We start from the raw sequence: 24,068 nt of genomic DNA on the forward strand, positions 1-24,068 counted from the left end.
CTTACGGAACAACGATCAGCGGGCCACTGGCCGACCCCGTTGCTCGCCACTGCGGAACGTACATGGACTCGACCATCGGAACAGGCACCTGATAGGTTCCTGGCGTAACGGCGCGGGCCAGGTAAACCAGCGTGACCGGCTGACCTTCATTGACCGGCACGGCGGCCACAAAGCGATCGTCGCGGAATTCCATGTGCTGAATATCAGACTGTTGCATCTGATTCAGCAGGTTTTGCACTTCACTGCCGCTGTCCTGCAAGCTGGCGCTGCTGCTCGCCAGATTCTGGTTTTCCAGCTCCAGACCTGCCGGGAGCAGATCCACCACCAGCGCATCCGGTACGTTCTGGCTTGCCTTCACTTCCAGCCACACCAGAACCAGCTCACCGCTCTTAAGTGAAGAGAGCGACTTGCTGCTGCCGTCTGTCGCCAGGATATGACGTTCAATCTGCAAGACGTGAGAAGATGGCTGGGGCGCATACTCCGGATAGCCAGTAGTGTCCAGTCGTACCCACAGCGGCGTCGTGCCGGTATTCGTCACCTGCAAGGCACCAGGCTGGTCGCCGTTCAGGTTTTCTACCTGCGCTTTATCACTGCTCTGGGTCTGTTCAGAGAGGGTGGTCGTTGCCTGCCACGCGCCTGACAAGGTTTGCAGTGAACGTCCAGCCAGGAACAGCGCATTGCTCTCCTGGGTTGACAGCCAGCGCTGGCTGAACGCGTCTTCAGATAACGCGTTCAACAGCCTGTTTTGCGCATCCGGCAGCAGCTTGTACTCTTCCAGCAGGGAGAGCATCAGGGCATTATCACGCAGCTGGCTGCCGTAATCCGCCATCCAGTTTCGGCTGTCGTTACGGGGTGTTTTGAGAGCCAGATCCAGCGCCTGCTGGCTGCGCGGTGTATCCCCCATCAGTTTGAGTGCCATGCCCAGCTGCATCAACGGAAGCCCGGAAGCGGCCTGAGCGTGACGCTCCCAGATTTCACGCAGTGCACCGAGCGGCGCTTTTTGCTGACGAGCCAGCACCAGCGAAGCATACGCCTGGACAGCAAATTTGCTGGCCTGGGTGTCGTCGCTGTAGCGGATGGACATCATCCCCGGATCCTGTAAATAGCGCAGCAGTCGGCTGTTGGCGTTATTCACCGCCTCGGCAGGCACGCTGTAACCCTGCTCCCCTGCCCGCACCAGGAAGTCCGTGACGTATGCGGTAAGCCAGTACTCTTCCGGGCCGTTTTTATCCCACAAGGCAAAACCGCCATCGTCACGCTGCATTTGCAGCAGACGGGAGATGCCGATATCAATGGCCGCACGGCGTTTATCGTCGGTGTCGCCTTTAATGCCCAACGCCGTAAGCTGTGCCGCGTTGGTGTAGAGGGACGGGAACAGGCCGCTGGTGGTCTGCTCAAGACATCCGTATGGATAGGCCTGAAGTTCACGAATGTAGCGCGCCAGGTTCAAAGGTGGTTTACCGCTGAGCAACAGCTGTCCCTGTAGCGTGGCAGGCGAGAAACCGTCGATATGCTGTGCTGGCGCGCTCCAGGATTCGCCAGGGTTCAGCATCGTGCCCGTATTCACCGTTTGCGCCGGGAATGCGGGGCGTACACCAATTTTCCAGCTCTTCTGCTGCGGCGCAAACGTCTCACCAGGGAGCTGAAGCCCCGTCACCTGAGCAGTTACTTCACCATCGCCATAGCCTTCCAGCGCGCGCACCGGAATAAACAGAGTGCTACGTGCGCCAGGCGGCAGCTTAACCGGCTCTGGCTGAGCACCTTCGAGCGACACCTTACCGGTTGCGGTTAACGCAATGTTCAGGGTTTGCGGCTGGTCAGTAAGGTTGGTCAGGTCCAGCGTCAGGCGAGAGGTATCGCCACTTGCGAGGAATCGCGGCGTGTTAAGCTCGGTGATAATCGGAGCCGCCACAATGATTTTGCTTTCGCTGCTGCCGAAATCATCTTCCGTCCAGGCCTGCGCCATCAGACGCAGTTCGCCGTTAAAATCGCCAATCGGCAGCGTGATGGTGCCTTCACCGTTGGCATCAAGCCTAACCGGCTGCGCCTGCTGAGCAATAATGGTGACATGGTTCACCGGTGGCTTACCGCCGCGTTTCAGTTCATCGCCGTCTCCGCCAAAGCGCAGTGCGGCCAAACGTCCCTGACCTTCAATCACCTGGCCGTAAACATCATAGATGTCCGCGCCATAGCGCTTCTGACCGAAGAAAGCTTCCCACGGATCCGGCGTGACGTAGTCGGTAATGTTCAGCACGCCGCTATCAACAGCCGAGACCAGCACGTTCACCTTCTGTGGCACAGCCCCCTCTTTTACGCTGGCTTTCACTTTCACAGAAAGCGTCTGGTTCGGACGCATTTTTTGTGGGTTATCAAGTGCGATGCTCAGGCGACGATTTTCGTCCCCCATTGGCAGATGCAGCAGACCAACCGCGCGTTTTGGCGTGGCGGACTTAGATTTATCGCCAGGACGAACCACCAGCGTGCTGAGGTAGAGATCGTGACGTTTCCAGGCCTTATCCACCGGAATGGCGAGATCCAGACCGTTAACCGGTACGTCGATCTCTTTCCACCACAGTGGCCCTTCGCTGGATTCGATCATTGCATAGCCCTTGCCTGCGGCCGGCGCTGCAATATGCAGGTTGATGGTATCGCCTGGCTGATAGGATGGCTTGTCCAGTTTCAGCGTCACACGATCCGGGCGTGCAGCACCCGTGCCATCGCTGTTATCCTGCCAGCTGTACCCCGCCCAGAAGCGCACGCTGCTGACCATGCTATCAGGGGCTTTCACTTCCAGACGGTATGAGCCCCACTCCACCGGGAAGGTGACTTTACCGGTTTCATCGGCCTTGAGGTTAAGTTCCTGCTCGCCCTCAACCAGATCTTTTTGATCAAACTGAGACTGCCAGCCCTCGCTCTCGGACCAGTTCCAGAAGTAGTCGCGACGCTCACGGACCAGACGCACCTGCAGACCAGATACCGCTTTTTTCGCCCCGCTGGCATCGGCATAGACGATGTCAAAGCTGGCGTTGCCGTTCTCGTCGACAATCGGCTGGTTGACGGTGGTATCGGTGCGGTAGTCGTACACGGCCTTGCTGGCGAACTGTGGGCGGATCCCCGGAAGTTCAGCCGCAGGCCAGATAGCCTGCTCGGCGCGTCGCGTTACCGGACGCCCGCCTGATTCCAGCAGGCTGGCCTGCAAAATCAGTTGCAGCGGCGAGTGCACCTCTTTCCACTGGCTTTCGGTGGTAACCTGTCCGCGCCCCTGTTCGTCCAGCGTAAGCTGCACTTCATCCAGGCTGCGGCTCAGGTTCTCCTCGGCAATATCACCGAACTGGAAGCCAGGCAGTGCAGGCACCGCGTCACGTAGCGGACGCAGGAAAAGCTGGCCTTGCAGAGAATTACCGTTAGCCGGCGCGCCATACAGGTAATAGCCCACAACGTTAAAGTCCACATCCTCCTGCGGGGAAATCGGCGTTTTTTGCCCGGTCAGATTCAGCGCCATACGCTCAGGCATAAAATCTTCGACGTGGAAATCCCACATGCGCTGCTGGTTATCCCCCGTATTCGCGCGAATATGCCACATGCCGGTCTGGGCGCCGCTATCAAGCGAATAGTTGAAGCGATAAAGGCCGTTCTCAGGTTGCACAACGACCGTACGCGCTACCTGGCCGTCCGGACGCAGCACGTCAAGTTTTACCGGCTGCTCGGGAAGCGGTTTGCCATCGCTGTCGCGAAGCAGGCCGTTAAGGATCACCGTTTCACCCGGACGATAGAGATCGCGCGGGCCAAACATAAAGAACTGTTTGCTGTAACCCGGGTTACCGGCGATATCAAACTCCGCCAGATCCAGCGCCGGAAGTTTGAGGTCAAGAAGCGTGGTCTGGCCATCTTTACTGGCCAGGATCAGCGCGGCTTCTTTATCGGTTTCCAGTTTCGCATGACCATCGGCGTCGCTGTTCGCCTCGGCCAGGGTCTGTCCTTTATCGTTCAGAAGGGTAATGGTCACGCCTGACTGCGCCGCACCGTTTTCAAGACTCTGGGTGAAGATGTCCAGGCGGTTATGATAACGGTGAGCGGACAGCCCAATATCACTTAAGGTAAAGAGCGTCGCGGCGTTACTGTAGTTATAGTGACCAGCCTGATTCATCACGGCGATATAGACGCCAGACTGCTGGAGCGGCTTAATATCTTTGAGCGGCAGGAGCAGTTTTTCACGCGTGTTGCGCGCCGGGTTGAGGTCGAAACGGCCGGTGTAGACCAGTTCCGCCATCTTCAGCAGGTTGTCAGATTCCCAGTTGGTCAGCGAGTTACGGTACTCCCACTGGCTGACAAACGAGGCCAGCGACTCCGGCTTAACGCGGTAGAAGTTCACGTCCACATTGTTGACGTTGAGCGCCATCACCGGCAACCCTTCCACCACTTTACCCGGCAGCAGCGATCCGCGGCTGGCGAATCCGACCGTCGGTTCAACATCCCGGGTGGTGATCGCTTTTTCATAGTCAATGCCGAATGTCGCTTTGTTCAGCGCCAGCAAATTACGCTCGACGGTGACGACCAGATTACGATTCGGCTCCAGATGGCGCAGGCGCAGCTCTTTCAGATTGGGGGCCAGTTCCCAGGCGCCGTCCACTTTGCCACTTTTTTTATCCACCACATGCACCGTTTTCGCAAAATCCTGGCTGGGATCCAGCGGTACAGAGAAGGTCAGAACCAGTGTCGCAGCACCGTCGAGTTGCACTTCAGAGGCATCCAGCAGCGTCAACGCCTTACCCTGACTCTGCGCGGCCAGCTCAGCCAGCTTTTCAGGATCCGGTTTTGCCGGGGTTTTCTGTTCTGATGTGGTAGACGCTGCGGGGGCAGCGGCCTGAGGTTTGTCATCGCTGTTATCACAGCCGGCAAGCGTAAAGGTGGTGAGCAGCGCGAGAGAGATCGCAGCTAAGCGAAACGGTTTCATCCTATGTCCCTGGCCTGAGGGGCCTGTTGGTCGTCGTCCGGATAAGTATTATCCGCAAGTTTCGTTAATACAAAAAGTCCAATTTTATAATCTGGAAAGCGCCTCGCAGAATGGCATCGCGCTCGCATGCGAGGGTGGAACCGCGATCACACAGCGTAACGTAACATGTTACCTTTCGCGTCATTTGTTTTTAAAACAAGAAGATAGCTGGATAAGCTCGCATCATGCCTGCTAGTTTTAAGACCATGACGCACCCCGAGTGCGCGGTTCAATAAGAGAGAAAGCCATGAAACGAGCCGTGAACGCCTTACAAAATTTCGGAAAATCACTTTACGGACCTGTACTTATCTTACCCATCGTCGGTCTGTTTATCGCTTTTGGGAATGTGCTGGGTAACGGCAATCTGGCCGAGTACCTGCCGTTTCTCGGCCATCCGCTGATCCAGAGTGTCGGCCAGCTGATCGCCAAATCTGCCGTGTCGGTGCTGGTCAACCTGGCGCTGGTGTTTGCCGTCGGGATCCCCATTGGCCTGGCAACCCGAGACAAAGGCTACGCGGCGCTGATTGGGCTGGTGACTTTTATCGTGTTTATCAATGCCATGAACGTGACGTTACAGCTTCAGGGAGAACTGGCCCCTGCAGAGCAGATGAAAGCCGCCGGACAAAGCATGGTTCTGGGCGTACAGGTGCTGGAGATGGGCGTTTTCGCCGGGATCCTGACCGGGGCGCTCTCCGGTTATCTGTACAACAAATATTCCGGTGTCCAGTTTAACGGCGCGATGGCGATATACTCCGGCCACTGCTTTGTCGCGATTGTGATGTTGCCAGTCTCTATGCTGCTCGGCGTGGTCATGAGCGAACTCTGGCCGTACGCACAGCATGGAATAAGCGCCCTGGCGCTGGCGATCAAAGGGTCCGGTCCGTTTGGGGTGGCGATCTACGGTTTCCTTGAACGCATTCTGGTGCCGACGGGCCTGCATCATCTGGTCTATACGCCGTTCCTGTATACCGAACTGGGCGGTACGCAGGAGGTGTGCGGTACGGCTTACCAGGGCGCGCGCAATATCTACTTCGCCGAGATGGCCTGCCCGGACGTGAAGCAGCTCAGCAGCACCGTGGTGTGGGATGCTCGCGGCATCAGCAAGATGTTCGGCCTTCCCGCCGCCGCGCTGGCGATGTACATGACCGCGAAGCCAGAGCGTAAAGCGATTGCGAAAGCCATTCTGATCCCGGCGGCGCTGACCTCGCTGCTGGTCGGCGTAACCGAGCCGATCGAGTTCTCTTTCCTGTTTGTCGCCCCGCTGTTGTTCGTGGTGCATGCGGTGCTGACCGGCATTGGCATGATGCTGTTCACCCTGTTTGGCGTTCACGCCATCGGCGCCAACGGAATTATCGATTTTATCCTCTACAACCTGCCGCTCGGCACGGAAAAGTCCAACTGGCCCATGTACATCGTGGTCGGGCTGATCATGTTCGCCCTTTATTTCGTGGTGTTCCGCTTCCTGATCCTGCGTTTCAACATGAAAACGCCCGGTCGTGAAGATGACGATCGGGAGACGCGCCTCTACAGCAAACAGGAATACCAGGCGAAGGGAAATAACGACGGTCTGGGCGAATCGATCGTCGTCGGTCTGGGCGGTCGGGAAAACATTCAGGTGGTTGATAACTGCTACACCCGCTTACGCGTCACGGTGAAGGACGTCGCCATCATCGACGAACCGCGCCTGAAAGCGACCGGCGCGAAAGGGATTATCAAACAAGGTAACAACGTTCAGGTGGTCTACGGGCTGCATGTCAAAAAAATGCGAGAAGCCGTTGAGACGTTTCTCTGAAAGGAGCTAAAGATGTTAACACCCCCATTCATTCTGTCGATTGCCGGCGGCGGCAGCACCTACACGCCAGGTATAGTGAAAAGCCTGATGGTACGCCTGCACGATTTCCCCCTGGCAGAGATTCGCCTGTATGACATCGACGAGGCGCGCCAGAACACCATTGCGCCCGTGGTGGAAAAGGTCATTCGCGACCACAGCCAGAGCATCAAATTCACCGTCACCAGCGATCCGGAGGTGGCCTTTAGCGGCGCGCATTTTGTTTTTGCTCAGATGCGCGTCGGACAGTACAAAATGCGCGAGCAGGATGAAAAAATTCCGCTGCGCCACGGAGTGGTCGGTCAGGAAACCTGCGGACCCGGCGGGCTGGCATATGGCCTGCGTACGATCCTGCCGATGGTAGAGCTGATCGATCGGGTGGAACGCTACGCGCACGAGAAAGCGTGGATCGTGAACTACTCCAACCCGGCGGCGATCGTCGCTGAGGGCGTGCGTCGCCTGCGCCCCAACGCACGCGTGCTGAACATCTGTGATATGCCTGTCGCCGCGATGCGCAATATGGGCGCCATTCTGGGCGTGGACCGTCATAAACTGGAGGTGGACTATTTTGGCCTCAACCACTTCGGCTGGTTTACCCGCGTGCTGGTGGACGGCGAGGACAAGCTGCCGGAGCTGCGTAAACATATCGCGAAGTTTGGCCTGCTGACGGAAGACGCGGCCAAAACCGACCCGCAGCACTCGGATCCGTCATGGGTGAAAACCTGGCGCAACATCAAGCCGATTATGGATAACTTCCCGGAGTACCTGCCGAACCCGTATCTACAGTACTACCTGATGCCGAACCAGATTGTGGAGCATCAGAACCCGGACTATACCCGTGCCAACGAAGTGATGAACGGACGTGAGAAAAAGCTGTTTGCCGCCGCCGAAGAGTACCAGCGCAGCGGGATCTTACCGGACGCCTTCCACGTAGGTGTTCACGGCGAATTTATCGTCGATGTCGCCTGCTCGCTGGCATTCAACCTGCGCCAACGTCATCTGGTGATGGTGGAAAACCGCGGGGCGATTACCAATCTGCCGTACGATGCGGTGGTGGAAGTACCTGCCTATATCACCTCCGAAGGGCCGGAGCCTGTCCGCGTGGGTCAGGTGCCGTTGTTCCACCAGACGCTCCTGCAACAGCAGCTCGCTTCTGAACAGCTGCTGGTGGAGGCAACCATCGAAGGCAGCTACGAGAAAGCGTTGCAGGCGTTTACCCTGAACCGCACCGTGCCGACCATGGAGCACGCGAAAGCGATTCTGGATGAGATGATCGAAGCCAACCGCGACTACTGGCCAGCGCTGCAAAAGGCATGGCAGGACGGTGAAACGGTGAAAAAATAGGGGCTTGCTCGCGAGTTGAACGTGGTTAACTTGTCGGTGTCAGAAAAAACACCGACAATCCTTTTTTACGGAAAAGAATGGAGGCAACCATGTCCACCTCATATTTTGTCGCCGCCGACTGGCTGATTGAGCACGGCGACGACCCGGAAGTTCAGATTATCGACGCGCGCATGGCCCCTCCGGGCCAGGAGCATCGTGACGTTCCCGCTGAATATCGCGCAGGGCACCTGCCTGGCGCGGTTTTTTTCGATATCGAAGCCCTCTCCGATCACACCTCTCCCCTGCCGCACATGCTGCCTCGTCCGGAAGCGTTTTCCGTGGCGATGCGCGAGCTCGGCATCAGCAAAGACAAACACCTCGTTGTTTACGATGAGGGTAACCTCTTCTCCGCCCCGCGGGCGTGGTGGATGCTCAAAAACTTCGGCGTGGAAAAAGTGTCGATTCTGGCGGGCGGGCTTGCGGGCTGGAAGCGCGACGAGCTGCCGCTTCAGCAGGGCGACGTGACGCTGCCGGAAGGCGAATTCGATGCCACGTTCGACGCACACGTGGTGAAACGCCTGACCGACGTTCTGGTGGTGAGCCACGAAAACACGGCCCAAATCGTCGATGCCCGTCCCGCTCCACGCTTCAACGCTGAAGCGGATGAACCGCGTCCGGGGCTGAAGCGCGGACATATCCCGGGGGCGCTGAACGTGCCGTGGGGCGATCTGGTGTTTGAAGGCGAGCTGAAAACCACCGATGAATTGCGTGCCATTTTTGAACGTCAGGGCGTGGATTTGCATCGTCCGGTTATTGCCAGCTGCGGCTCCGGCGTGACGGCCTGCGTGGTGATCCTGGCGCTGGCAACCCTTGGCGCGAATGACGTGACGCTGTATGACGGCGCCTGGAGTGAATGGGGTGCACGGGACGATCTGCCGGTAGAACCGGCGAAATAATGGATAACCGCCTGGCAACGCTGTTAACACGCGGGTCGTCACTGACCCGCGCGGAGTATCGCGTCCTCGCCCACCTCACTGAGCATCCGCTGCTGGTGGGCAATATCACGGTGCGCGAGCTGGCGCTGGCGACATTTGTTTCCACCGCGACGATTATGCGGCTGTGCCAGAAGCTGGGCTTCAGCGGATTTAGCGAGTTTATCTGGCACTGCAAGCAGCTGCTTTCTGACACGCCGCATATCACCGTACAGTCTGCGCAACATGCAGAAATGCCCGCGCTTTTTGCCCGGTTTATTGCCAACTATCAGCAGACCTTCCAGTGGGTTACCCAGGACAAACGCCAGCAGTTTGCCAGCCTGCTGCGCCAGAAAGAGAGCTTCTTTCTCTACGGTGCCGGGTTTTCATATCTTTTTGCCGAGTACCTGACCAAGAAGTTGCAGGTGCTGGGAAAAACCGCGTTCATCTCCGGACCGGGGGACAGCCGGAATATTTTTCTCAGCAACGCCGCACGCTATCAGGTATTTATTGCCGTTTCGCGCAGCGGCGAAACGGAGCAGGTGCTGGATAAAGCGCGGATCGCCAAAAACGTCGGCATGACGATTGTCGCGTTTACCCGCGCGTCGGCCAATACGCTGGCAGGTATGGCCGACGTGCATTTTGCCCTCTATGACGAAGCGGTACATTTCGCCGCCGAAGCCGCAGGGGTGACGTCGTTTGAGTCGAATCTGGTGCTGCTGATGGATTTACTGTTGCTGGAAGCAACGGGGTGAAGGTCACCCCGCCGTAATCAGATAATGCGGTTGGTCTTGTGATCGCGCAGGAAGCCGCCCCAGCGACGCTCGTAGAACGGGGTGATGTGCTCGGTAATAAAGTGGCTGATGCCCTGCTCACCTTTCTTCACCTGACAGATATCAATCGGCTCATCGCCCGGCAGGGTGTCGGTCGCCACGCTTCCCGCCGCCTGGATGATCTCGTCGATATCGCCATCGGCCTCAATTCCAATCAGCAGAACAGGCTTTTCGTCAGCGCTCTCTTTGATGGAGCAGAGGAACGCGCGTTTTACCGGCTTGATGGTTTTAAACAGCGTGGTCAGGGAGTCAATCATCTGCGCGGGCGGCTCGGCCACTTCAGACAGTAGCAGCGTTTCGCCCCCTTCCAGCACCTCCTGGGTGCTGAGCGGGTTGCCCTCGTCACCAATCAGATGGCTGATTTCACGTGGAGTGAACTCTTTCCCGGTCGGCAGTTTGGCGTTGAGGAACAGCGTCTGCCCCAGGGTCATTTCGAACAGCGTGCGCACCGGCATCACCACGAACGCCTGTTCGTCTTCTACCGCTTCCTGCAAAGCCTCGAGCGAGGTAAAGAACGGGATCACCGACGTGCCGTCGTCTTTCTCCCAGTGCAGCAGATCCAGGGCGCTGTCTTCGACAACCTGCTCCCCTTCCGCGGCGGTGCCCGGCACCCAGACGGTGGATTCCAGCAGCGTGCGGAAAAAGGCCGGACGGTGGGCGGGCTCGGTCGCCGCCTGCTCCAGCAGGGTTTCTAATTCGTTTTTGGTTTCTGACATAGTTTGGCTACTTCACAATTGCCCGGCGGCGCTACGCTTGCACGGGCCTACGGGTTTTGTAGGCCGGGTAAGCGTAGCGCCACCCGGCAAAAAAGATCACTCAGCCGTCAGCAGGTTCGCCACGGTACGCACACCCAGACCGGTTGCGCCTGCTGACCACTGCTCAACCGCCGCTTTACGGTAGGTTGCGGAGCAGTCAATGTGCAGCCAGCCTTCATGGTAGTTCTCAACGAAGTGAGACAGGAAGCCTGCTGCTGTGCTGGCTCCCGCCGGGTACGCCGCGCTCGCGGTGTTGTTCAGCTCGGCGAAGTTAGACGGCAGCTGGCTGCGGTGGAACTCGGCCAGCGGCAGACGCCAGAACGGCTCGTTTTCCGCCGCCGCGCTGGCCAGCAGGCGAGCGGCCAGCTTGTCGTCGAAGCTGAACAGCGCATGGTAATCGTTGCCAAGGGCAGTTTTCGCCGCGCCGGTCAGGGTCGCCATGTCGATAATCAGCTCCGGCTTCTGCGCAGAGGCGTCGATCAGGCCATCGGCCAGCACCAGACGGCCTTCGGCATCGGTGTTCATCACCTCAACATTTTTACCGTTGCGGTAGCGAATGATGTCGCCCAGCTTGAAGGCGTTGCCACTCACCATGTTATCCGCGCAGCACAGGTAGAGCTTCACGCGCTTGTTCAGACCACGGGTGATGGCGAACGCCAGCGCGCCGGTAATGGTCGCCGCGCCGCCCATGTCGGACTTCATGGAATCCATGAACGCGCTCTGCTTCAGGCTGTAACCGCCGGTATCGAAGGTGATACCTTTCCCGACCAGACAGGCAAAGACCGGCGCTTCTTTATCGCCGGTTGGGTTGTAATCCAGCGCCAGCAGGACCGGAGGACGCTCGGAGCCACGACCCACGGTGTGGATACCCATGTAATTTTGTTCGCGCAGGTCTTCACCTTTGGTGATGCGGTAGGACATCTTGTCGTCCGCCACGCCGCACAGCAGGTCAACCGCGCGCTGCGCCAGCTGCTCAGGCCCCAACTCTTCCGCCGGGGCGTTGATGGTGTCGCGCACCCAGTCGATAATTTTCAGGCGGCTTTCCAGCTCTTTCTGACCGGCTTCATCGAGGTTCGCCCACTCAATTTTACGGGTGCCTTTCGGGCCTTTGTAACCCGCCCAGAAAGCCCAGCTGCGGTCTGTGTCCCAGCCTTCGCCAGCCAGAGTGACATGCTTAATGCCCAGGCCGTCAATTTTACGCGCGGCGCGCTGGATCAGGCCCAAATCATCGTTACCCGTCAGGTGCAGGGTAATACCGTCGTTATTGATGCTCCAGGTGGCTTTCTCGCCCCAGCGTGCGTCGGCTGGCTGCGTGGAGAGCGTAATCTTCATCGCTTCGGTCATTTTATTTGTCCTTATTAGCAAACGGGCCGCCTGAAGGCAGCCCGTTAAGTGATTTACTCTGCTTCATCTAACCAGACTAACAGAATCGCCTCCAGAATTTTTTCATTGGATGCGTTTGGATCGTCGTCAAAATCCTCTAAATCGCAGATCCACTGATGCATGTCGGTGAATCGTACGGTCTTCGGATCGAGATCCGGGTTCGCGTCGTAGAGCGCTTCGCCGATTTCACGGCTGTCTGTCCACTTCAGTCCCATATTAATGCTCGCGTGCGTGGTTGATGGTGTAGCGTGGGAATTCCACGACCAGATCTTCATCGGTCACCGCGGCCTGGCAGCTTAAGCGGCTGTCTGGCTCCAGACCCCATGCTTTGTCCAGCATGTCGTCTTCGTCTTCGGTGCTCTCGGCGAGAGAATCAAAACCTTCACGCACGATGCAGTGGCAGGTGGTGCAGGCACAGGATTTTTCACAGGCGTGTTCCACTTCGATACCTGCACGCAGGGCTACATCGAGAATGGTTTCACCGGTCTTCGCTTCCAGAACAGCGCCATCCGGACAGAGGTCCGCATGAGGCAAAATAACAATCTTTGGCATATTAAACCTCGTCCACGGACTGGCCTTTCAGCGCGACGCGGACAGATTTGTCCATGCGGCGAGCAGCGAAGTCCTGGGTTTGTTTATCAACGTTTTTAATGGCTTCTTCTATTGCGTCAGCGTCATTGCCTTCGGCCACGGCGCTTAAGCGCGCAGCAGCCTCGTCAATCACCTGGCGCTCAGCGGCGCTTAACAGCGCGGCATCGGCAGCAAGCGCGCCGTTCAGGCTCTCCAGCACGCGTGCGGCTTCCACTTTTTGTTCCGCCAGCATACGCGCCTTCACATCCTGCTCGGCGTAGCTCATTGAGTCCTGAATCATGGAGGCGATTTCGCCATCAGTCAGGCCGTAGGACGGCTTCACCTGGATAGACGATTCCACGCCGGTGGATTTTTCCATCGCCGTCACGCTCAGCAGACCGTCCGCATCTACCTGGAAGGTGACGCGAATATGCGCCCCGCCCGCCGGCAGCGCCGGAATTCCTCGCAGCGCAAAGCGCGCCAGAGAGCGGCAGTCCTGCACCAGCTCGCGCTCGCCCTGCATCACGTGGATGGACATCGCGGTCTGGCCGTCTTTGAAGGTCGTAAACTCCTGCGCGCGCGCCACCGGAATGGTGGTGTTACGGGGAATAACTTTCTCCACCAGGCCGCCCATGGTTTCTAAACCCAGAGACAGCGGGATGACGTCCAGCAGCAGCATTTCGCTGTCCGGCTTGTTGCCGACCAGGATATCGGCCTGGATAGCGGCACCCACGGCAACCACTTTGTCCGGGTCGATAGAGGTTAGCGGCGCGCGGCCAAAGAATTCCCCTACGCGCTCACGTACCAGCGGCACGCGGGTTGAGCCGCCAACCATGACCACTTCCAGCACCTCGTTAGCCTCAACGCCCGCATCTTTCAATGCGCGACGGCAGGCCAGTAGGGTACGCTTAACCAGAGGCGCAATCAGTTCGCTGAACTGGTCGCGGGTGATCTCACCCTGCCAGCCTGCGACGTTCACGCTGACGGACTGCGCATCGCTCAGGGCGATTTTGGCGTCGATGGCCGCATCCAGCAGTTCACGCTGGACGCGCGCATCGCTGCGATCGCTGATGCCCGCCTGCTCGCGGATGTAGTCCGCCAGCAGATGGTCGAAGTCATCGCCGCCGAGCGCGGAATCCCCGCCGGTGGCCAGCACTTCGAACACACCGCGGCTTAAGCGCAGGATAGAGATATCAAACGTCCCGCCGCCGAGATCGTAAACCGCAATCACCCCTTCCTGACCGGAATCGAGGCCGTAGGCAATGGCTGCCGCTGTCGGTTCGTTCAGCAGACGCAGCACGTGCAGGCCCGCCAGACGCGCGGCGTCTTTGGTGCCCTGACGCTGTGCATCGTCAAAGTAGGCCGGAACGGTGATTACCACGCCGTCCAGATCGCCACCGAGCGTCGCCGTCGCGCGCGCCGCCAGCGCTTTGAGGATGTCAGCAGAAACACGAATCGGGTTCAGCAGACCGGCAGATGTCGCAATCATCGGCAGGCCGTTTTCGCTGGCCTGTAACTGGTACGGCAGATGCGGATAACGGGTCTGGATATCCGCCAGCGAGCGGCCCATCATGCGCTTAACCGAGCTGATGGTGTTAGCCGGATCGCGCGCGGCATTGGCGCGGGCATCAAAGCCGACAGCGTGACCCTGCTGCTGGTAGTGGACCACGGAAGGCAGCAGATGGCGGCCCTGCTCGTCAGCCAGCGTTTCCGCCTGGCCGCTACGCACGGTCGCCACGAGAGAATTGGTGGTGCCCAGGTCAATACCGACCGCCAGACGACGCTGGTGCGGTGCGGCGCTTAAGCCTGGCTCACTAATTTGTAATAAGGCCATAATTGCTTCCGAAATTAAAAATCGAGCAGCTTTTCTTCGAGTTGTTCAGCACTGCTTCGCAGTTTATCGAGAAAACGGAGTTTGCGCACAGTGTCTGCCGCCACGTCCCAGGTCTCGTTGTTCAGTTGCTCAACCATCTGCTGATGGCGGGTATCGAACATGCCCTTTACGCGCTGGAGAAAACGTTCCAGACGCGCTTCGTCTTTAGCCTGTTCAATTTCATCCAGCTCTTCGCGAAGCTCCAGCTGCTCCATCAGAAACGCGGTGTCGCGCACGGTATGCTGTTCGCTCGCCAGATCAAAACCGTGGAGCGAGAGCAGATATTCTGCACGCGCCAGCGGATGACGCAGCGTTTGCCAGGCCTGGTTGATGGTTGCGGAGTGTGATACCGCAGCCAGCTGCTCTGCCTGCGACCCGCTGGCGAATTTATCCGGATGGTACTGACGCTGGAGATCCTGAAAACGGATCGTCAGCGCCTGGAGATCAATCGGGTATTGAGCGGGTAGTCCGAAGAGAGTGAAGTAATCCATAACAATCTCAGGGGTAGCCTGTTAGAACAAACCCCACGCGTAGCACAGCCACGGTGGGGTTATACCTTCTTACTTCGCGCTGCAGATGCGTTGTCTGCGCTCGTTCACCCCAGTCACTTACTTAAGTAAGCTCCCGGGGATTCACTCGCTTGCCGCCTTTCTGCAACACGAATTAATCGGTATAACAGCGGAACGCGGTTAAACGTGGAAGCTTTCGCCGCAACCACACTCGTCTTTGACGTTCGGGTTCGTAAATTTGAACCCTTCGTTCAGGCCTTCTTTTACAAAGTCCAGCTGAGTGCCGTTGAGAAATTGCAGGCTTTTGCCATCGACCACCACCTTCACGCCCTTGTCTTCAAACACGGTGTCATCAGACGCCGGTTCGTCAACAAACTCCAGTACGTAAGCCATACCAGAACAGCCGGAGGTACGTACGCCCAGTCGCAGGCCAAAGCCTTTACCACGGTTCGCCAGAAAAGAGCTTACTCGCGCGGCAGCGCTGTCGCTAAGGGTAATCGACATACTCAAACCTCAATTATTTTGCTTCACGTTTGCTTTTGTAATCCGCAATGGCGGCTTTGATCGCGTCTTCTGCCAGAATTGAACAGTGAATTTTCACCGGCGGCAGTTCGAGTTCTTCAGCAATGTCCGTGTTTTTGATTGCCTGTGCTTCGTCCAGAGACTTGCCCTTCACCCACTCGGTGACCAGGGAGCTGGAGGCGATAGCAGAACCGCAGCCGTAGGTCTTGAAGCGCGCGTCTTCAATGATACCTTCATTGTTGACTTTAATCTGCAACTTCATCACGTCGCCACACGCTGGCGCGCCAACCATACCGCTACCGACAGATTCGTCGCTGTTGTCAAAAGAGCCAACGTTGCGCGGGTTCTCGTAATGATCGATAACTTTTTCGCTGTATGCCATGATTGAATTCTCCTTATGTACCGATTAGTGATGTGACCATTCAATGCTGTTCAGATCCACGCCCTGCTTGAACATTTCCCACAGTGGAGAAAGGTCGCGCAGACGGCCGATGGAGTTACGAACCAGTTTGATGGTGTAGTCAATCTCTTCTTCGGTAGTGAAACGACCTAAAGAGAAACGGATAGAGCTGTGCGCCAGCTCGTCAGTCATGCCCAGCGCACGCAGCACGTAGGATGGCTCCAGGCTTGCAGACGTACAGGCAGAACCGGAAGAAACGGCCAGGTCTTTCAGCGCCATGATCAGCGACTCGCCTTCAACATAGTTGAAGCTGACGTTGAGGATGTTCGGCGCGCCCTGCTCGAGATCGCCGTTCAGATAGACTTCTTCCATATCCTTCACGCCGTCCCAAAGACGGTTACGCAGCGTACGCAGGCGTGCCATCTCGCTTTCCATCTCTTCTTTCGCGATGCGATACGCTTCGCCCATCCCCACGATCTGGTGAACAGGCAAAGTACCGGAACGCATGCCGCGCTCGTGACCGCCGCCGTGCATCTGTGCTTCGATGCGGATACGTGGCTTGCGACGAACGTACAGCGCGCCGATGCCTTTCGGGCCATAGATTTTGTGACCGGAGAAGGACATCAGGTCCACTTTCAGCTGGCTCAGGTCGATAGGCAGTTTGCCCACGCTCTGGGTCGCATCCACGTGGTAGATGATGCCGCGCGCACGGCACATTTCGCCGATGGTGGCGATGTCCTGCACAACACCGATTTCGTTGTTGACGTGCATGATGGAAACCAGAATGGTGTCATCACGCATCGCCGCTTCGAGCTCTTTCAGGTCGATGATCCCGTTGCTTTGCGGCGCCAGGTAAGTCACTTCGAACCCTTCACGCTCCAGCTGACGGCAGGTGTCCAGCACGGCTTTGTGTTCGGTTTTGCTGGTGATGATGTGCTTGCCTTTTTTCTGATAAAAGTTGGCTGCACCTTTGATCGCCAGGTTGTCGGATTCGGTCGCACCGGAGGTGAAAACAATTTCACGCGGGTCGGCACCGACCAGGTCAGCAATCTGATTACGGGCGATATCAACCGCCTCTTCAGCATGCCAGCCAAAACGGTGTGAACGGGAAGCTGGGTTACCAAAGTTTCCGTCCAGGGTCAGACACTGCATCATTTTCTCGGCAACACGCGGGTCCACCGGCGTGGTTGCGGAGTAGTCGAGATAAATCGGTAATTTCATTGCTCTATAAACTCCGTACATCGCTTCAATGCAAGGAATCAGGCAACCGGCTGGATGTACGACCGAGTACGCGGGGTGTGACCACCCCGGCCTGATTCTGAATACTTATCTTTTTAATTACGCGCGCAGTTTAACGTCGATGGCGTCCTGCGAGCGGGTGCTGCGTTGTGAATCCTGACTGTGCTGACGACCAGAAACATCCAGAACTTCCTGGTTATTAACCAGCTCACCCAGGGTGATGTTATTCAGGAAGCCGGTCAGACGGTCGCTCAGATCGCGCCACAGCGCGTGGGTCAGGCATTTATCGCCGCCCTGACAGCCGCCTTTGCCCTGGCAACGGGTCGCGTCAACGGATTCGTCAACTGCGCTAATCACTTCGCCAACCGCAATACTGCCCGCGTCTTTACCCAGCAGATAACCGCCGCCCGGGCCACGAACGCTGGACACCAGTCCATTTTTACGCAGTCTGGAGAACAGCTGTTCCAGATAAGAGAGGGAGATCCCCTGTCGTTCAGAAATATCAGCCAACGGAACCGGGCCCGCTTCGGAGTTGAGCGCAACGTCCAGCATCGCGGTCACGGCATAACGCCCTTTAGATGTCAGTCTCATGTCTTACTTAACCTCAAACTCGCCCCTGCCCGGGGTTTTTTATTGTAAAATGGGGGTATTGCATAGCAGGGCCAAGTCTGACATTCCTGACTAAATTGGTCAACTATTTACTTGACTGTTTTAGTCAGGTATTTAACCTTCTGTGCCGTATTTTTTGCCCGGCGGCGCTGCGCTTGCACGGGCCTACGGGCTTTGTAGGCCGGGTAAGCGAAGCGCCACCCGGCGAACACACGGCACTACTCTTTATTCTTCTGCTCAATCGACGCCAGGATCCCGCGCAGGATGTTCAGCTCCTGGCTTTCCGGGCGCGCCCGGGTGAACATACGGCGCAGCTTGTTCATCACCTGCCCTGGATGGCCTTCACGGATAAAGCCGGTCGAGAGCAGCGTCTGCTCCAGGTGGCCGTAGAAGCGCTCAAGATCGTCCACCAGCGGGTAGGCCGTCTCTTCTTTAGGTTCGACCGGTTTCTCCTGCGTCGCCAGCCATGCCATGCGCACTTCGTAGGCAATCACCTGCACCGCCATCGCCAGGTTCAGCGAGCTGTATTCCGGGTTTGCGGCAATCGCCACGTGGTAGTGACACTTCTGTAGTTCCTCGTTGGTCAGGCCAACGCGTTCACGACCAAACACCAGCGCAACCGGCGCCTGTTCCGCTTCTGAGATACTTTTCAGGCCGCATTCGCGCGGGTCCAGCATCGGCCAGGGCAGCGTACGGGAGCGCGCGCTGGTCCCCACCACCAGACTGCAACCGGCCAGGGCTTCGTCCAGGGTGTCCACAATCTGTGCATTCCCGATCACGTCGCTGGCGCCGGCCGCCAGCGCAATAGCCTGAGAGTCTGGTTTCACCAGCGGATTAACCAGCCACAGGTTCGTTAAGCCCATGGTTTTCATAGCGCGGGCCACAGAGCCCATGTTGCCGGTGTGCGATGTTTCGACCAGCACGATTCGAATGTTTTGCAGCATAATTTTTAGATGTCTGGATTCAGTGTCTGAAGAATATTCGGGCATATTATCATAAACGAGAGACATAATCCGATCCCGCTGCTATACTCTGCGCCGATTTTCCTGTTCTTTAACATCCAGTGAGAGAGACCGATGCATCCGATGCTGACCATCGCCGTGCGCGCAGCGCGCAAGGCGGGTAATGTAATTGCCAAACACTACGAAACCCCAGACTCCGTAGAAACCAGCCAGAAAGGCAGCAATGATTTCGTGACTAACGTCGATAAAGCCGCCGAAGCGATTATTATCGAAACGATCCGCAAATCTTACCCGCAGCACACCATCATCACCGAAGAAAGCGGTGAACATGAAGGTACCGATCAGGATGTTCAATGGGTTATCGATCCACTGGATGGCACCACCAACTTCGTTAAGCGCCTGCCACACTTCTCTGTGTCTATCGCAGTACGCATCAAAGGCCGTACTGAAGTCGCCGTTGTTTACGATCCAATGCGTAACGAACTGTTCACCGCGACCCGCGGTCAGGGCGCGCAGCTGAACGGCTACCGTCTGCGCTGCAGCAATGCACGCGATCTGGACGGCACGATTCTGGCGACCGGCTTCCCGTTCAAGGCGAAGCAGCACGCAACCACTTATATGAATATCCTCGGCAAACTGTTCACCGAATGCGCGGACTTCCGTCGCACCGGCTCTGCTGCACTGGATCTGGCCTACGTGGCGACCGGCCGCGTTGACGGTTACTTTGAGCTGTCACTGAAGCCGTGGGACTTCGCGGCGGGCGAGCTGATCGCACGTGAAGCTGGCGCGATTGTTTGTGACTTCACCGGCGGCCATAACTATATGTCTACCGGCAACATCGTTGCAGGTAACCCGCGCGTTGTTAAAGCCATGCTGGCAAACATGCGTGAAGAACTGAGCGATGCGCTGAAGCGTTAATCCAGTCTGTTAAGCCCGGTGGCGCTACGCTTACCGGGCCTACAAACCCCTCAGGTATGGCTAAAAAGGCCGCAACCCCCTTCCCACCGGCACCGCACTTATCCACATCGTGACCGCAGCCACCAGCAGAATCACCCCGCCCGCCAGCGCAAGCGTCGTCCAGCCAACCTGTCGCCACAATGCCGGCGTTTTATTGCCGCTGAGTTTTACCGCCAGCTGACGGAAGCTGTGCACCAGCAAGGCTAACGAAGAGATAGTCAGAGATGTTCCCGCCGCCATCGCCAGCGCCGAGATCATGCCCCAGCCAAATACACCTATCACTTTGCTGAACAACAGCACCATGATTGCGCCCGAGCACGGACGCATCCCCATTGAGAGAACAATCATCAGGCGCGCACGCCAGTCGTCACCATTCTGTAATTGTTCCTGCGTCGGGAGATGCTGATGCCCGCACCCGCAGTTTTCATGGTGAAGGTGATGCGGCGCAAAGATTTTGAATTTTGGTTTTTGCAGCAACGCGCGCAATTTTTTCAGCGCCCGCCAGCAGAGAATCAGCCCCAGCACGCCTACCAGCGCGTAACTTCCCTTCTCCAGCCAGAAGCTGCTCATATGCAGCTGGCGGGCCGGGAGCTGTAGCAGCGAAAGGACGACCACGACCAGCGCAATTGCCACACCGCCCTGAAGTAACGAGGAAGCCAGCGTCAGGCCGATACTCGATTTCAGCTTCGACGGATGGGTGGCAAGCCAGGTCGTGATGACGATTTTGCCGTGCCCCGGCCCCAGGGCATGCAGCACGCCATAGATAAAGCTGAACGCCAGAAGAGAGCCGCCCGCTTTGGACGGATTTTCCGCCACGGCTTTCAGCAGCCCGCTCATCTGCTGATTAACTTCCCGCTGCCAGAGGATACTTTTCATCATCACCTGCGGCCATGCCTGCCACAGCCAGAGCGCGCCGCCAGACGCTAACAGCAAAAAGAGCGCCAGAGGCCAGAGGTGCAGCCAGCGACGCGGCTTACTGACGGGAGAGGAGATCACTGACATTGCAACGTCACCTCCTGCGCAAACTGTTTTCCTAATTCCATGTCTTCTGGGGGCGCATCTTCTTTATCAAGGGAAACGGCAAAGTTCAGCGTCTCTTCACTGGGCGTCGGCGTGTGCACGGCAATTTTGCAGCTTTTTTGCAATATTTCTGGCAACTGTACGTCGCTGTCCTGGGCGTAATGCATATCGACATAGTAGGTTGGGTCAAACGTGGAAAACCTGTACTTCTGCCCGGCCAGCGGCTGAGGGTGCGCCAGCGGAAGGATAAACGTCAGCACCGCCTGATGGCCGTCGCGGGTCATACCGTACTCCGTGGGACGGTTAAGAAATTTCACCTTTTGTCCGTTGTGCCAGAACTCGGTGAAGTAGTGCTGACCCAGCACGTTGGCCATGACTTCCGCCGCCAGCTTTTTCCAGATCTCGTCGCCGGGCTTTGCGTTTCCGGCATCGTACAGCAGGTCGGCGGAGGTGATTTCATCCATCGTCCAGCGCATCTTCAGGCCGCTGAGCTGTGTGCCGTCCGTCACCAGTTCGGTTTTCAGGCTGATAAAGCTGTGAGGATGTGCGCTGGCGGCGGAGGTGATAACCGCCAAAAATAACGCTGTCACGCTTTGTTTAACTGTTTGCATCAATTCCTCACGTCAAAAATTCTGTGATGTTCGCCAGCAATCCTGAATGAAAGGCCTGCCGGCGCGCTTTTCAGCGCCCATCCTTTAGCTATTCTTATCAAACATTCACACTGGATACCCGACAGATGATGACGACGCTTGAAATTCCATCTGTGCTTTCCAGTTCGCAGCGCCGTTGCCAGGTGCTTTTGATGCTTTACCTGCCCGATGCTGCCGTCACCGCACAGAGCATAATCGCTGCCAACGGCGTGGACGACGTCCTGGCACGGCAAGATATAGCCGAGACGCGCGATGAAATCCAGCGCTATCATCGGCTTGATATCGTCACGCACCATGACGGTTGTTACCGAATTGAGGGCTCCGCCCTGAATCAGCGTTTGTGCCTGCTGCACTGGCTGCGCAGGGCGCTTCGGCTGTGTCCACATTTTGTCGCCCAACAGTTTACCCCTGCCTTAAAAACCGCGCTCAAACAGCACGGCATTGCCCGCCCGCTTTATGACGATGCGAACCTTCGGGCGCTTATCAACTTTTGCGCGCGCAAGCTTCAGCGCCAGTTTGAGTCCCGCGACGTACAGTTTTTACAGCTTTATCTGCAATATTGTCTTATTCAGCATCATCTGGGCAATACGCCGGAGTTTTCACCCGTTCAGCGCAGCTGGACGCAATCGAGAGGGGAATACTTTACGGCGCAGGAAATTGTCCGTCACTGGAAACGGCGCGTCCCGCAGGGAACGCACAGTGATGAACAGCTGTTCCTGGCGCTGCTGTTTATGATGCTCCGCACACCCGACCCGGTACTGGATAAACACCAGCAGGATCAGCGCCTGCGTCGGGCCATCGTGCGTATGATTGCCCGTTTCCGGGCGCAAACCGGGATGAACTTCAGCGATGAGCAAGGGCTGACCGATCAGCTGTATATTCATCTGGCTCAGGCGCTGGACCGCTCCTTATTTGACATCGGCATCGACAACAGTCTGCCGGAAGAGATCCACCGTCTATACCCCCGGCTGCTGCGCACCACTAAAGAGGCGCTGTTTGAGCTGGAAGCCGAATTTGGCCTGCGATTCTCCGGTGAAGAGATGGCTCTGGTGGCGGTGATTTTTGGTGCCTGGCTGATGCAGGAAACCGATCTTCATGAAAAACAGGTGGTCCTGTTAACGGGGGAAGATAAAGCCTGCGAGGAGTTAATTGAGCAGCAGCTTCGCGAGCTAACGCTGCTGCCGCTCAATATTCGTTATCTTAGCCTGGAAGCGTTTAAGAAGGAGGGCGCCCCCCGCGAGGCGGCGCTGGTTATTACGCCTTATCCAACCGCCCTGCCGCTGTTCTCGCCGCCGCTCATTCATGCCGTTGAGACCCTGAACACGCAGCAGCAGGAACATATTCGCGTTATGCTCGAATCTTAGTTACGTGCGAGCAGCGACTTTAGGGCGGATGACAATGGCCGGTAAAGCGACCAGCGCCATCACCCAGAACACACCGTGGCCCAGGTGCTGATAGAGGAAACCGGCAAATACGGTCATCACCGCAATACTGCCGCCCATCGCCACCGCTGAATAGACTGCCTGAAGACGAATAACGTCACCACCCTCTCGCGCCGCGATATAGCGCATCGCCGCCAGATGGCAGACGGTGAAGGTTCCGCAGTGCAGAATTTGCGCCACAATCAGCCACGGCAGCTCCGTCGTCCAGCCCATGATGCCCCAGCGCGCTACGCCGCAAACGGCGGAAAGCAGCAGCAGGTCACGCGCCCCGAAACGACGGAACAGTTTTTGGCTCAGCGCGAAGATAATGACCTCCGCTACCACGCCGAGCGACCACAGGTAGCCTACCGCAGAAGCCGAGTAGCCCGCCCCCTGCCAGTAGATGGCGCTGAAGCCGTAATAGGCCGCATGCGCCCCCTGAAGCAGACAGACGCAGGCCAGGAAACGCCAGCTTTGCGCCACCAGCGAGCGCCAGGCGGGCCAGCCAGCGCTCTCCTGATGGCGGCTTTCGCCCTGCGGCATCACCGACGGACGCAGCAACATACCGAGCAGCATCGAGGCGATGCCGAGCGTTAACAGGGCCAGAATGGCGCGATAGTCATAGAGGCTGACCAGTTTCCCGACCAGCGCAGAGCCAATCACGAAGGCAATCGATCCCCACAGGCGCACGCGTCCATAGTCCATGGTGATCTGCTTTTGCCAGGTGTTCGCCAGGGCATCCGTCAGCGGCACCAGCGGGGAGAAGAACAGATTAAAGCCAACCATCACCACCATCAGCCAGGCAAACTGGTGGCTGACCCAGAAGCAGGCCGCAAAGACCAGCGTCAGGAGGGCCAGAATTCGCACCGCTTTAATCAAAAGAGAGGGATCGCTGACGCGGGGTGCTATCAGCAGGCTACCCAGGAAACGTGCCACCAGCCCCGTGCCCAGCAGGATGCCGATGGTCTCAGGCGTCAGACCAATTCCCTTGAGCCAGACGCTCCAGAAAGGTAAAAAAATACCGTAACTAAAGAAATAGGTGAAATAGCTGAGCGCCAGCCAGCGCGTGGAATGCAAGACCATGAATCCCTCCCGAAATGGAGGCGATAGTCTGGCGTTAATCCCTGACTTTAGCAAGTCGTTAGCGCGCTATAAATTAACTAAAAATTAACATCATCACCAGCCGTACAGCGTATGGCGAGAGCGGTAAAACTGTATTACGTTTATAAGACATCGCCTGAAGAGGTCGT

At 57.4% G+C, this 24,068-nt stretch carries 21 protein-coding genes; 6 read left to right on the forward strand and 15 right to left on the reverse strand.

The features are described from left to right. Position 1 precedes the first annotated feature (1 nt). The gene (locus HWQ15_RS02065; protein ID WP_063149214.1) at positions 2-4,954 is read right to left on the reverse strand and encodes an alpha-2-macroglobulin; all 4,953 of its coding nucleotides are present in this window, start codon (positions 4,952-4,954) and stop codon (positions 2-4) included. Positions 4,955-5,240: 286 nt separating this feature from the next. Here HWQ15_RS02065 and HWQ15_RS02070 point away from each other — a divergent pair, with 286 nt between their 5' ends. The 4 genes from HWQ15_RS02070 (at position 5,241) to HWQ15_RS02085 (ending at position 9,870) form a co-directional block, all read left to right on the forward strand. Next, on the forward strand, positions 5,241-6,785 hold the full coding sequence (locus HWQ15_RS02070; protein WP_038416508.1) for a PTS transporter subunit EIIC: 1,545 nt from the start codon (positions 5,241-5,243) through the stop codon (positions 6,783-6,785). 12 nt (positions 6,786-6,797) lie between these two features. Continuing rightward, positions 6,798-8,165 (forward strand): 6-phospho-alpha-glucosidase, encoded by a 1,368-nt coding sequence (locus HWQ15_RS02075; protein WP_058646166.1) that lies wholly within the window; start codon positions 6,798-6,800, stop codon positions 8,163-8,165. Positions 8,166-8,254: 89 nt separating this feature from the next. Further along, positions 8,255-9,100, forward strand: a complete 846-nt coding sequence (sseA, locus tag HWQ15_RS02080; protein WP_023300716.1) for a 3-mercaptopyruvate sulfurtransferase — start codon at positions 8,255-8,257, stop codon at positions 9,098-9,100. Then, positions 9,100-9,870: a MurR/RpiR family transcriptional regulator gene (locus HWQ15_RS02085; RefSeq protein ID WP_023306706.1), complete on the forward strand. Its 771-nt coding sequence runs from the start codon at positions 9,100-9,102 to the stop codon at positions 9,868-9,870. The genes sseA and HWQ15_RS02085 overlap by 1 nt, the downstream gene beginning before the upstream one ends. 17 nt (positions 9,871-9,887) lie before the next feature. Here the strand turns inward: HWQ15_RS02085 and sseB are convergent, their stop codons facing one another. From sseB to trmJ, 11 genes are all read right to left on the reverse strand, one after another. Continuing rightward, positions 9,888-10,664, reverse strand: coding sequence for an enhanced serine sensitivity protein SseB (gene sseB / locus HWQ15_RS02090; protein WP_176587372.1), 777 nt, complete (start codon positions 10,662-10,664; stop codon positions 9,888-9,890). A gap of 96 nt (positions 10,665-10,760) precedes the next feature. After that, positions 10,761-12,047, reverse strand: a complete 1,287-nt coding sequence (gene pepB / locus HWQ15_RS02095; protein WP_022649015.1) for an aminopeptidase PepB — start codon at positions 12,045-12,047, stop codon at positions 10,761-10,763. A 53-nt stretch (positions 12,048-12,100) separates the two neighbouring features. Further along, positions 12,101-12,301, reverse strand: a complete 201-nt coding sequence (iscX, locus tag HWQ15_RS02100; RefSeq protein WP_003860650.1) for a Fe-S cluster assembly protein IscX — start codon at positions 12,299-12,301, stop codon at positions 12,101-12,103. Between the two features lies 1 nt (position 12,302). After that, entirely contained in the window at positions 12,303-12,638 is a 336-nt protein-coding gene (gene fdx, locus HWQ15_RS02105; RefSeq protein WP_003860652.1) for an ISC system 2Fe-2S type ferredoxin, read from the reverse strand. A gap of 1 nt (position 12,639) precedes the next feature. Continuing rightward, positions 12,640-14,490, reverse strand: coding sequence for a Fe-S protein assembly chaperone HscA (gene hscA / locus HWQ15_RS02110; RefSeq protein WP_063149213.1), 1,851 nt, complete (start codon positions 14,488-14,490; stop codon positions 12,640-12,642). 14 nt (positions 14,491-14,504) lie between these two features. After that, positions 14,505-15,020: a co-chaperone HscB gene (hscB, locus tag HWQ15_RS02115; RefSeq protein WP_063149212.1), complete on the reverse strand. Its 516-nt coding sequence runs from the start codon at positions 15,018-15,020 to the stop codon at positions 14,505-14,507. A gap of 198 nt (positions 15,021-15,218) precedes the next feature. Further along, positions 15,219-15,542, reverse strand: a complete 324-nt coding sequence (gene iscA / locus HWQ15_RS02120; RefSeq protein WP_003860659.1) for an iron-sulfur cluster assembly protein IscA — start codon at positions 15,540-15,542, stop codon at positions 15,219-15,221. A 13-nt stretch (positions 15,543-15,555) separates the two neighbouring features. Next, on the reverse strand, positions 15,556-15,942 hold the full coding sequence (iscU, locus tag HWQ15_RS02125) for a Fe-S cluster assembly scaffold IscU (protein ID WP_003860661.1): 387 nt from the start codon (positions 15,940-15,942) through the stop codon (positions 15,556-15,558). Between the two features lie 24 nt (positions 15,943-15,966). Beyond that, complete coding sequence (iscS, locus tag HWQ15_RS02130) at positions 15,967-17,181, reverse strand: cysteine desulfurase (RefSeq protein WP_006176692.1); 1,215 nt, start codon at positions 17,179-17,181, stop codon at positions 15,967-15,969. Between the two features lie 117 nt (positions 17,182-17,298). Further along, a complete protein-coding gene (gene iscR / locus HWQ15_RS02135) occupies positions 17,299-17,790 on the reverse strand; it encodes a Fe-S cluster assembly transcriptional regulator IscR (RefSeq protein WP_022649018.1) in 492 nt (163 codons plus the stop codon). A gap of 236 nt (positions 17,791-18,026) precedes the next feature. Continuing rightward, positions 18,027-18,752: a tRNA (cytosine(32)/uridine(32)-2'-O)-methyltransferase TrmJ gene (trmJ, locus tag HWQ15_RS02140; protein WP_015572157.1), complete on the reverse strand. Its 726-nt coding sequence runs from the start codon at positions 18,750-18,752 to the stop codon at positions 18,027-18,029. A gap of 132 nt (positions 18,753-18,884) precedes the next feature. On the opposite strand from trmJ, the gene suhB reads away from it, so the two are divergent. Continuing rightward, positions 18,885-19,688 (forward strand): inositol-1-monophosphatase, encoded by an 804-nt coding sequence (suhB, locus tag HWQ15_RS02145; RefSeq protein ID WP_022649020.1) that lies wholly within the window; start codon positions 18,885-18,887, stop codon positions 19,686-19,688. A 60-nt stretch (positions 19,689-19,748) separates the two neighbouring features. Here suhB and HWQ15_RS02150 read toward each other — a convergent pair whose 3' ends face one another. Next, the gene (locus HWQ15_RS02150) at positions 19,749-20,729 is read right to left on the reverse strand and encodes a nickel/cobalt transporter (RefSeq protein WP_063149211.1); all 981 of its coding nucleotides are present in this window, start codon (positions 20,727-20,729) and stop codon (positions 19,749-19,751) included. Beyond that, on the reverse strand, positions 20,720-21,358 hold the full coding sequence (locus HWQ15_RS02155; RefSeq protein WP_022649022.1) for a DUF1007 family protein: 639 nt from the start codon (positions 21,356-21,358) through the stop codon (positions 20,720-20,722). Before HWQ15_RS02155 ends, HWQ15_RS02150 begins: the two co-directional genes overlap by 10 nt. A 125-nt stretch (positions 21,359-21,483) precedes the next feature. Between HWQ15_RS02155 and csiE the strand changes: the two genes are divergently transcribed. After that, entirely contained in the window at positions 21,484-22,761 is a 1,278-nt protein-coding gene (csiE, locus tag HWQ15_RS02160) for a stationary phase inducible protein CsiE (RefSeq protein ID WP_032623757.1), read from the forward strand. Here csiE and HWQ15_RS02165 read toward each other — a convergent pair whose 3' ends face one another. After that, a complete protein-coding gene (locus HWQ15_RS02165; RefSeq protein WP_063149210.1) occupies positions 22,762-23,901 on the reverse strand; it encodes a 3-phenylpropionate MFS transporter in 1,140 nt (379 codons plus the stop codon). It abuts the gene before it with no gap. Positions 23,902-24,068 lie beyond the last annotated feature (167 nt).

Source organism: Enterobacter sp. DSM 30060 (genome assembly GCF_013375955.1).
Lineage (GTDB): Bacteria > Pseudomonadota > Gammaproteobacteria > Enterobacterales > Enterobacteriaceae > Enterobacter > Enterobacter intestinihominis.

Coding starts and splice junctions, on each gene's coding strand:
- pepB (WP_022649015.1), bottom strand. CDS start 12,047: ATGACCGAAGCGATGAAGATTACGCTCTCCACGCAGCCAGCCGACGCA.
- trmJ (WP_015572157.1), bottom strand. CDS start 18,752: ATGCTGCAAAACATTCGAATCGTGCTGGTCGAAACATCGCACACCGGC.
- iscR (WP_022649018.1), bottom strand. CDS start 17,790: ATGAGACTGACATCTAAAGGGCGTTATGCCGTGACCGCGATGCTGGAC.
- HWQ15_RS02075 (WP_058646166.1), top strand. CDS start 6,798: ATGTTAACACCCCCATTCATTCTGTCGATTGCCGGCGGCGGCAGCACC.
- hscB (WP_063149212.1), bottom strand. CDS start 15,020: ATGGATTACTTCACTCTCTTCGGACTACCCGCTCAATACCCGATTGAT.
- iscA (WP_003860659.1), bottom strand. CDS start 15,542: ATGTCGATTACCCTTAGCGACAGCGCTGCCGCGCGAGTAAGCTCTTTT.
- hscA (WP_063149213.1), bottom strand. CDS start 14,490: ATGGCCTTATTACAAATTAGTGAGCCAGGCTTAAGCGCCGCACCGCAC.
- sseA (WP_023300716.1), top strand. CDS start 8,255: ATGTCCACCTCATATTTTGTCGCCGCCGACTGGCTGATTGAGCACGGC.
- iscU (WP_003860661.1), bottom strand. CDS start 15,942: ATGGCATACAGCGAAAAAGTTATCGATCATTACGAGAACCCGCGCAAC.
- HWQ15_RS02085 (WP_023306706.1), top strand. CDS start 9,100: ATGGATAACCGCCTGGCAACGCTGTTAACACGCGGGTCGTCACTGACC.
- csiE (WP_032623757.1), top strand. CDS start 21,484: ATGATGACGACGCTTGAAATTCCATCTGTGCTTTCCAGTTCGCAGCGC.
- suhB (WP_022649020.1), top strand. CDS start 18,885: ATGCATCCGATGCTGACCATCGCCGTGCGCGCAGCGCGCAAGGCGGGT.
- iscX (WP_003860650.1), bottom strand. CDS start 12,301: ATGGGACTGAAGTGGACAGACAGCCGTGAAATCGGCGAAGCGCTCTAC.
- fdx (WP_003860652.1), bottom strand. CDS start 12,638: ATGCCAAAGATTGTTATTTTGCCTCATGCGGACCTCTGTCCGGATGGC.
- HWQ15_RS02165 (WP_063149210.1), bottom strand. CDS start 23,901: ATGGTCTTGCATTCCACGCGCTGGCTGGCGCTCAGCTATTTCACCTAT.
- sseB (WP_176587372.1), bottom strand. CDS start 10,664: ATGTCAGAAACCAAAAACGAATTAGAAACCCTGCTGGAGCAGGCGGCG.
- HWQ15_RS02065 (WP_063149214.1), bottom strand. CDS start 4,954: ATGAAACCGTTTCGCTTAGCTGCGATCTCTCTCGCGCTGCTCACCACC.
- HWQ15_RS02155 (WP_022649022.1), bottom strand. CDS start 21,358: ATGCAAACAGTTAAACAAAGCGTGACAGCGTTATTTTTGGCGGTTATC.
- iscS (WP_006176692.1), bottom strand. CDS start 17,181: ATGAAATTACCGATTTATCTCGACTACTCCGCAACCACGCCGGTGGAC.
- HWQ15_RS02150 (WP_063149211.1), bottom strand. CDS start 20,729: ATGTCAGTGATCTCCTCTCCCGTCAGTAAGCCGCGTCGCTGGCTGCAC.
- HWQ15_RS02070 (WP_038416508.1), top strand. CDS start 5,241: ATGAAACGAGCCGTGAACGCCTTACAAAATTTCGGAAAATCACTTTAC.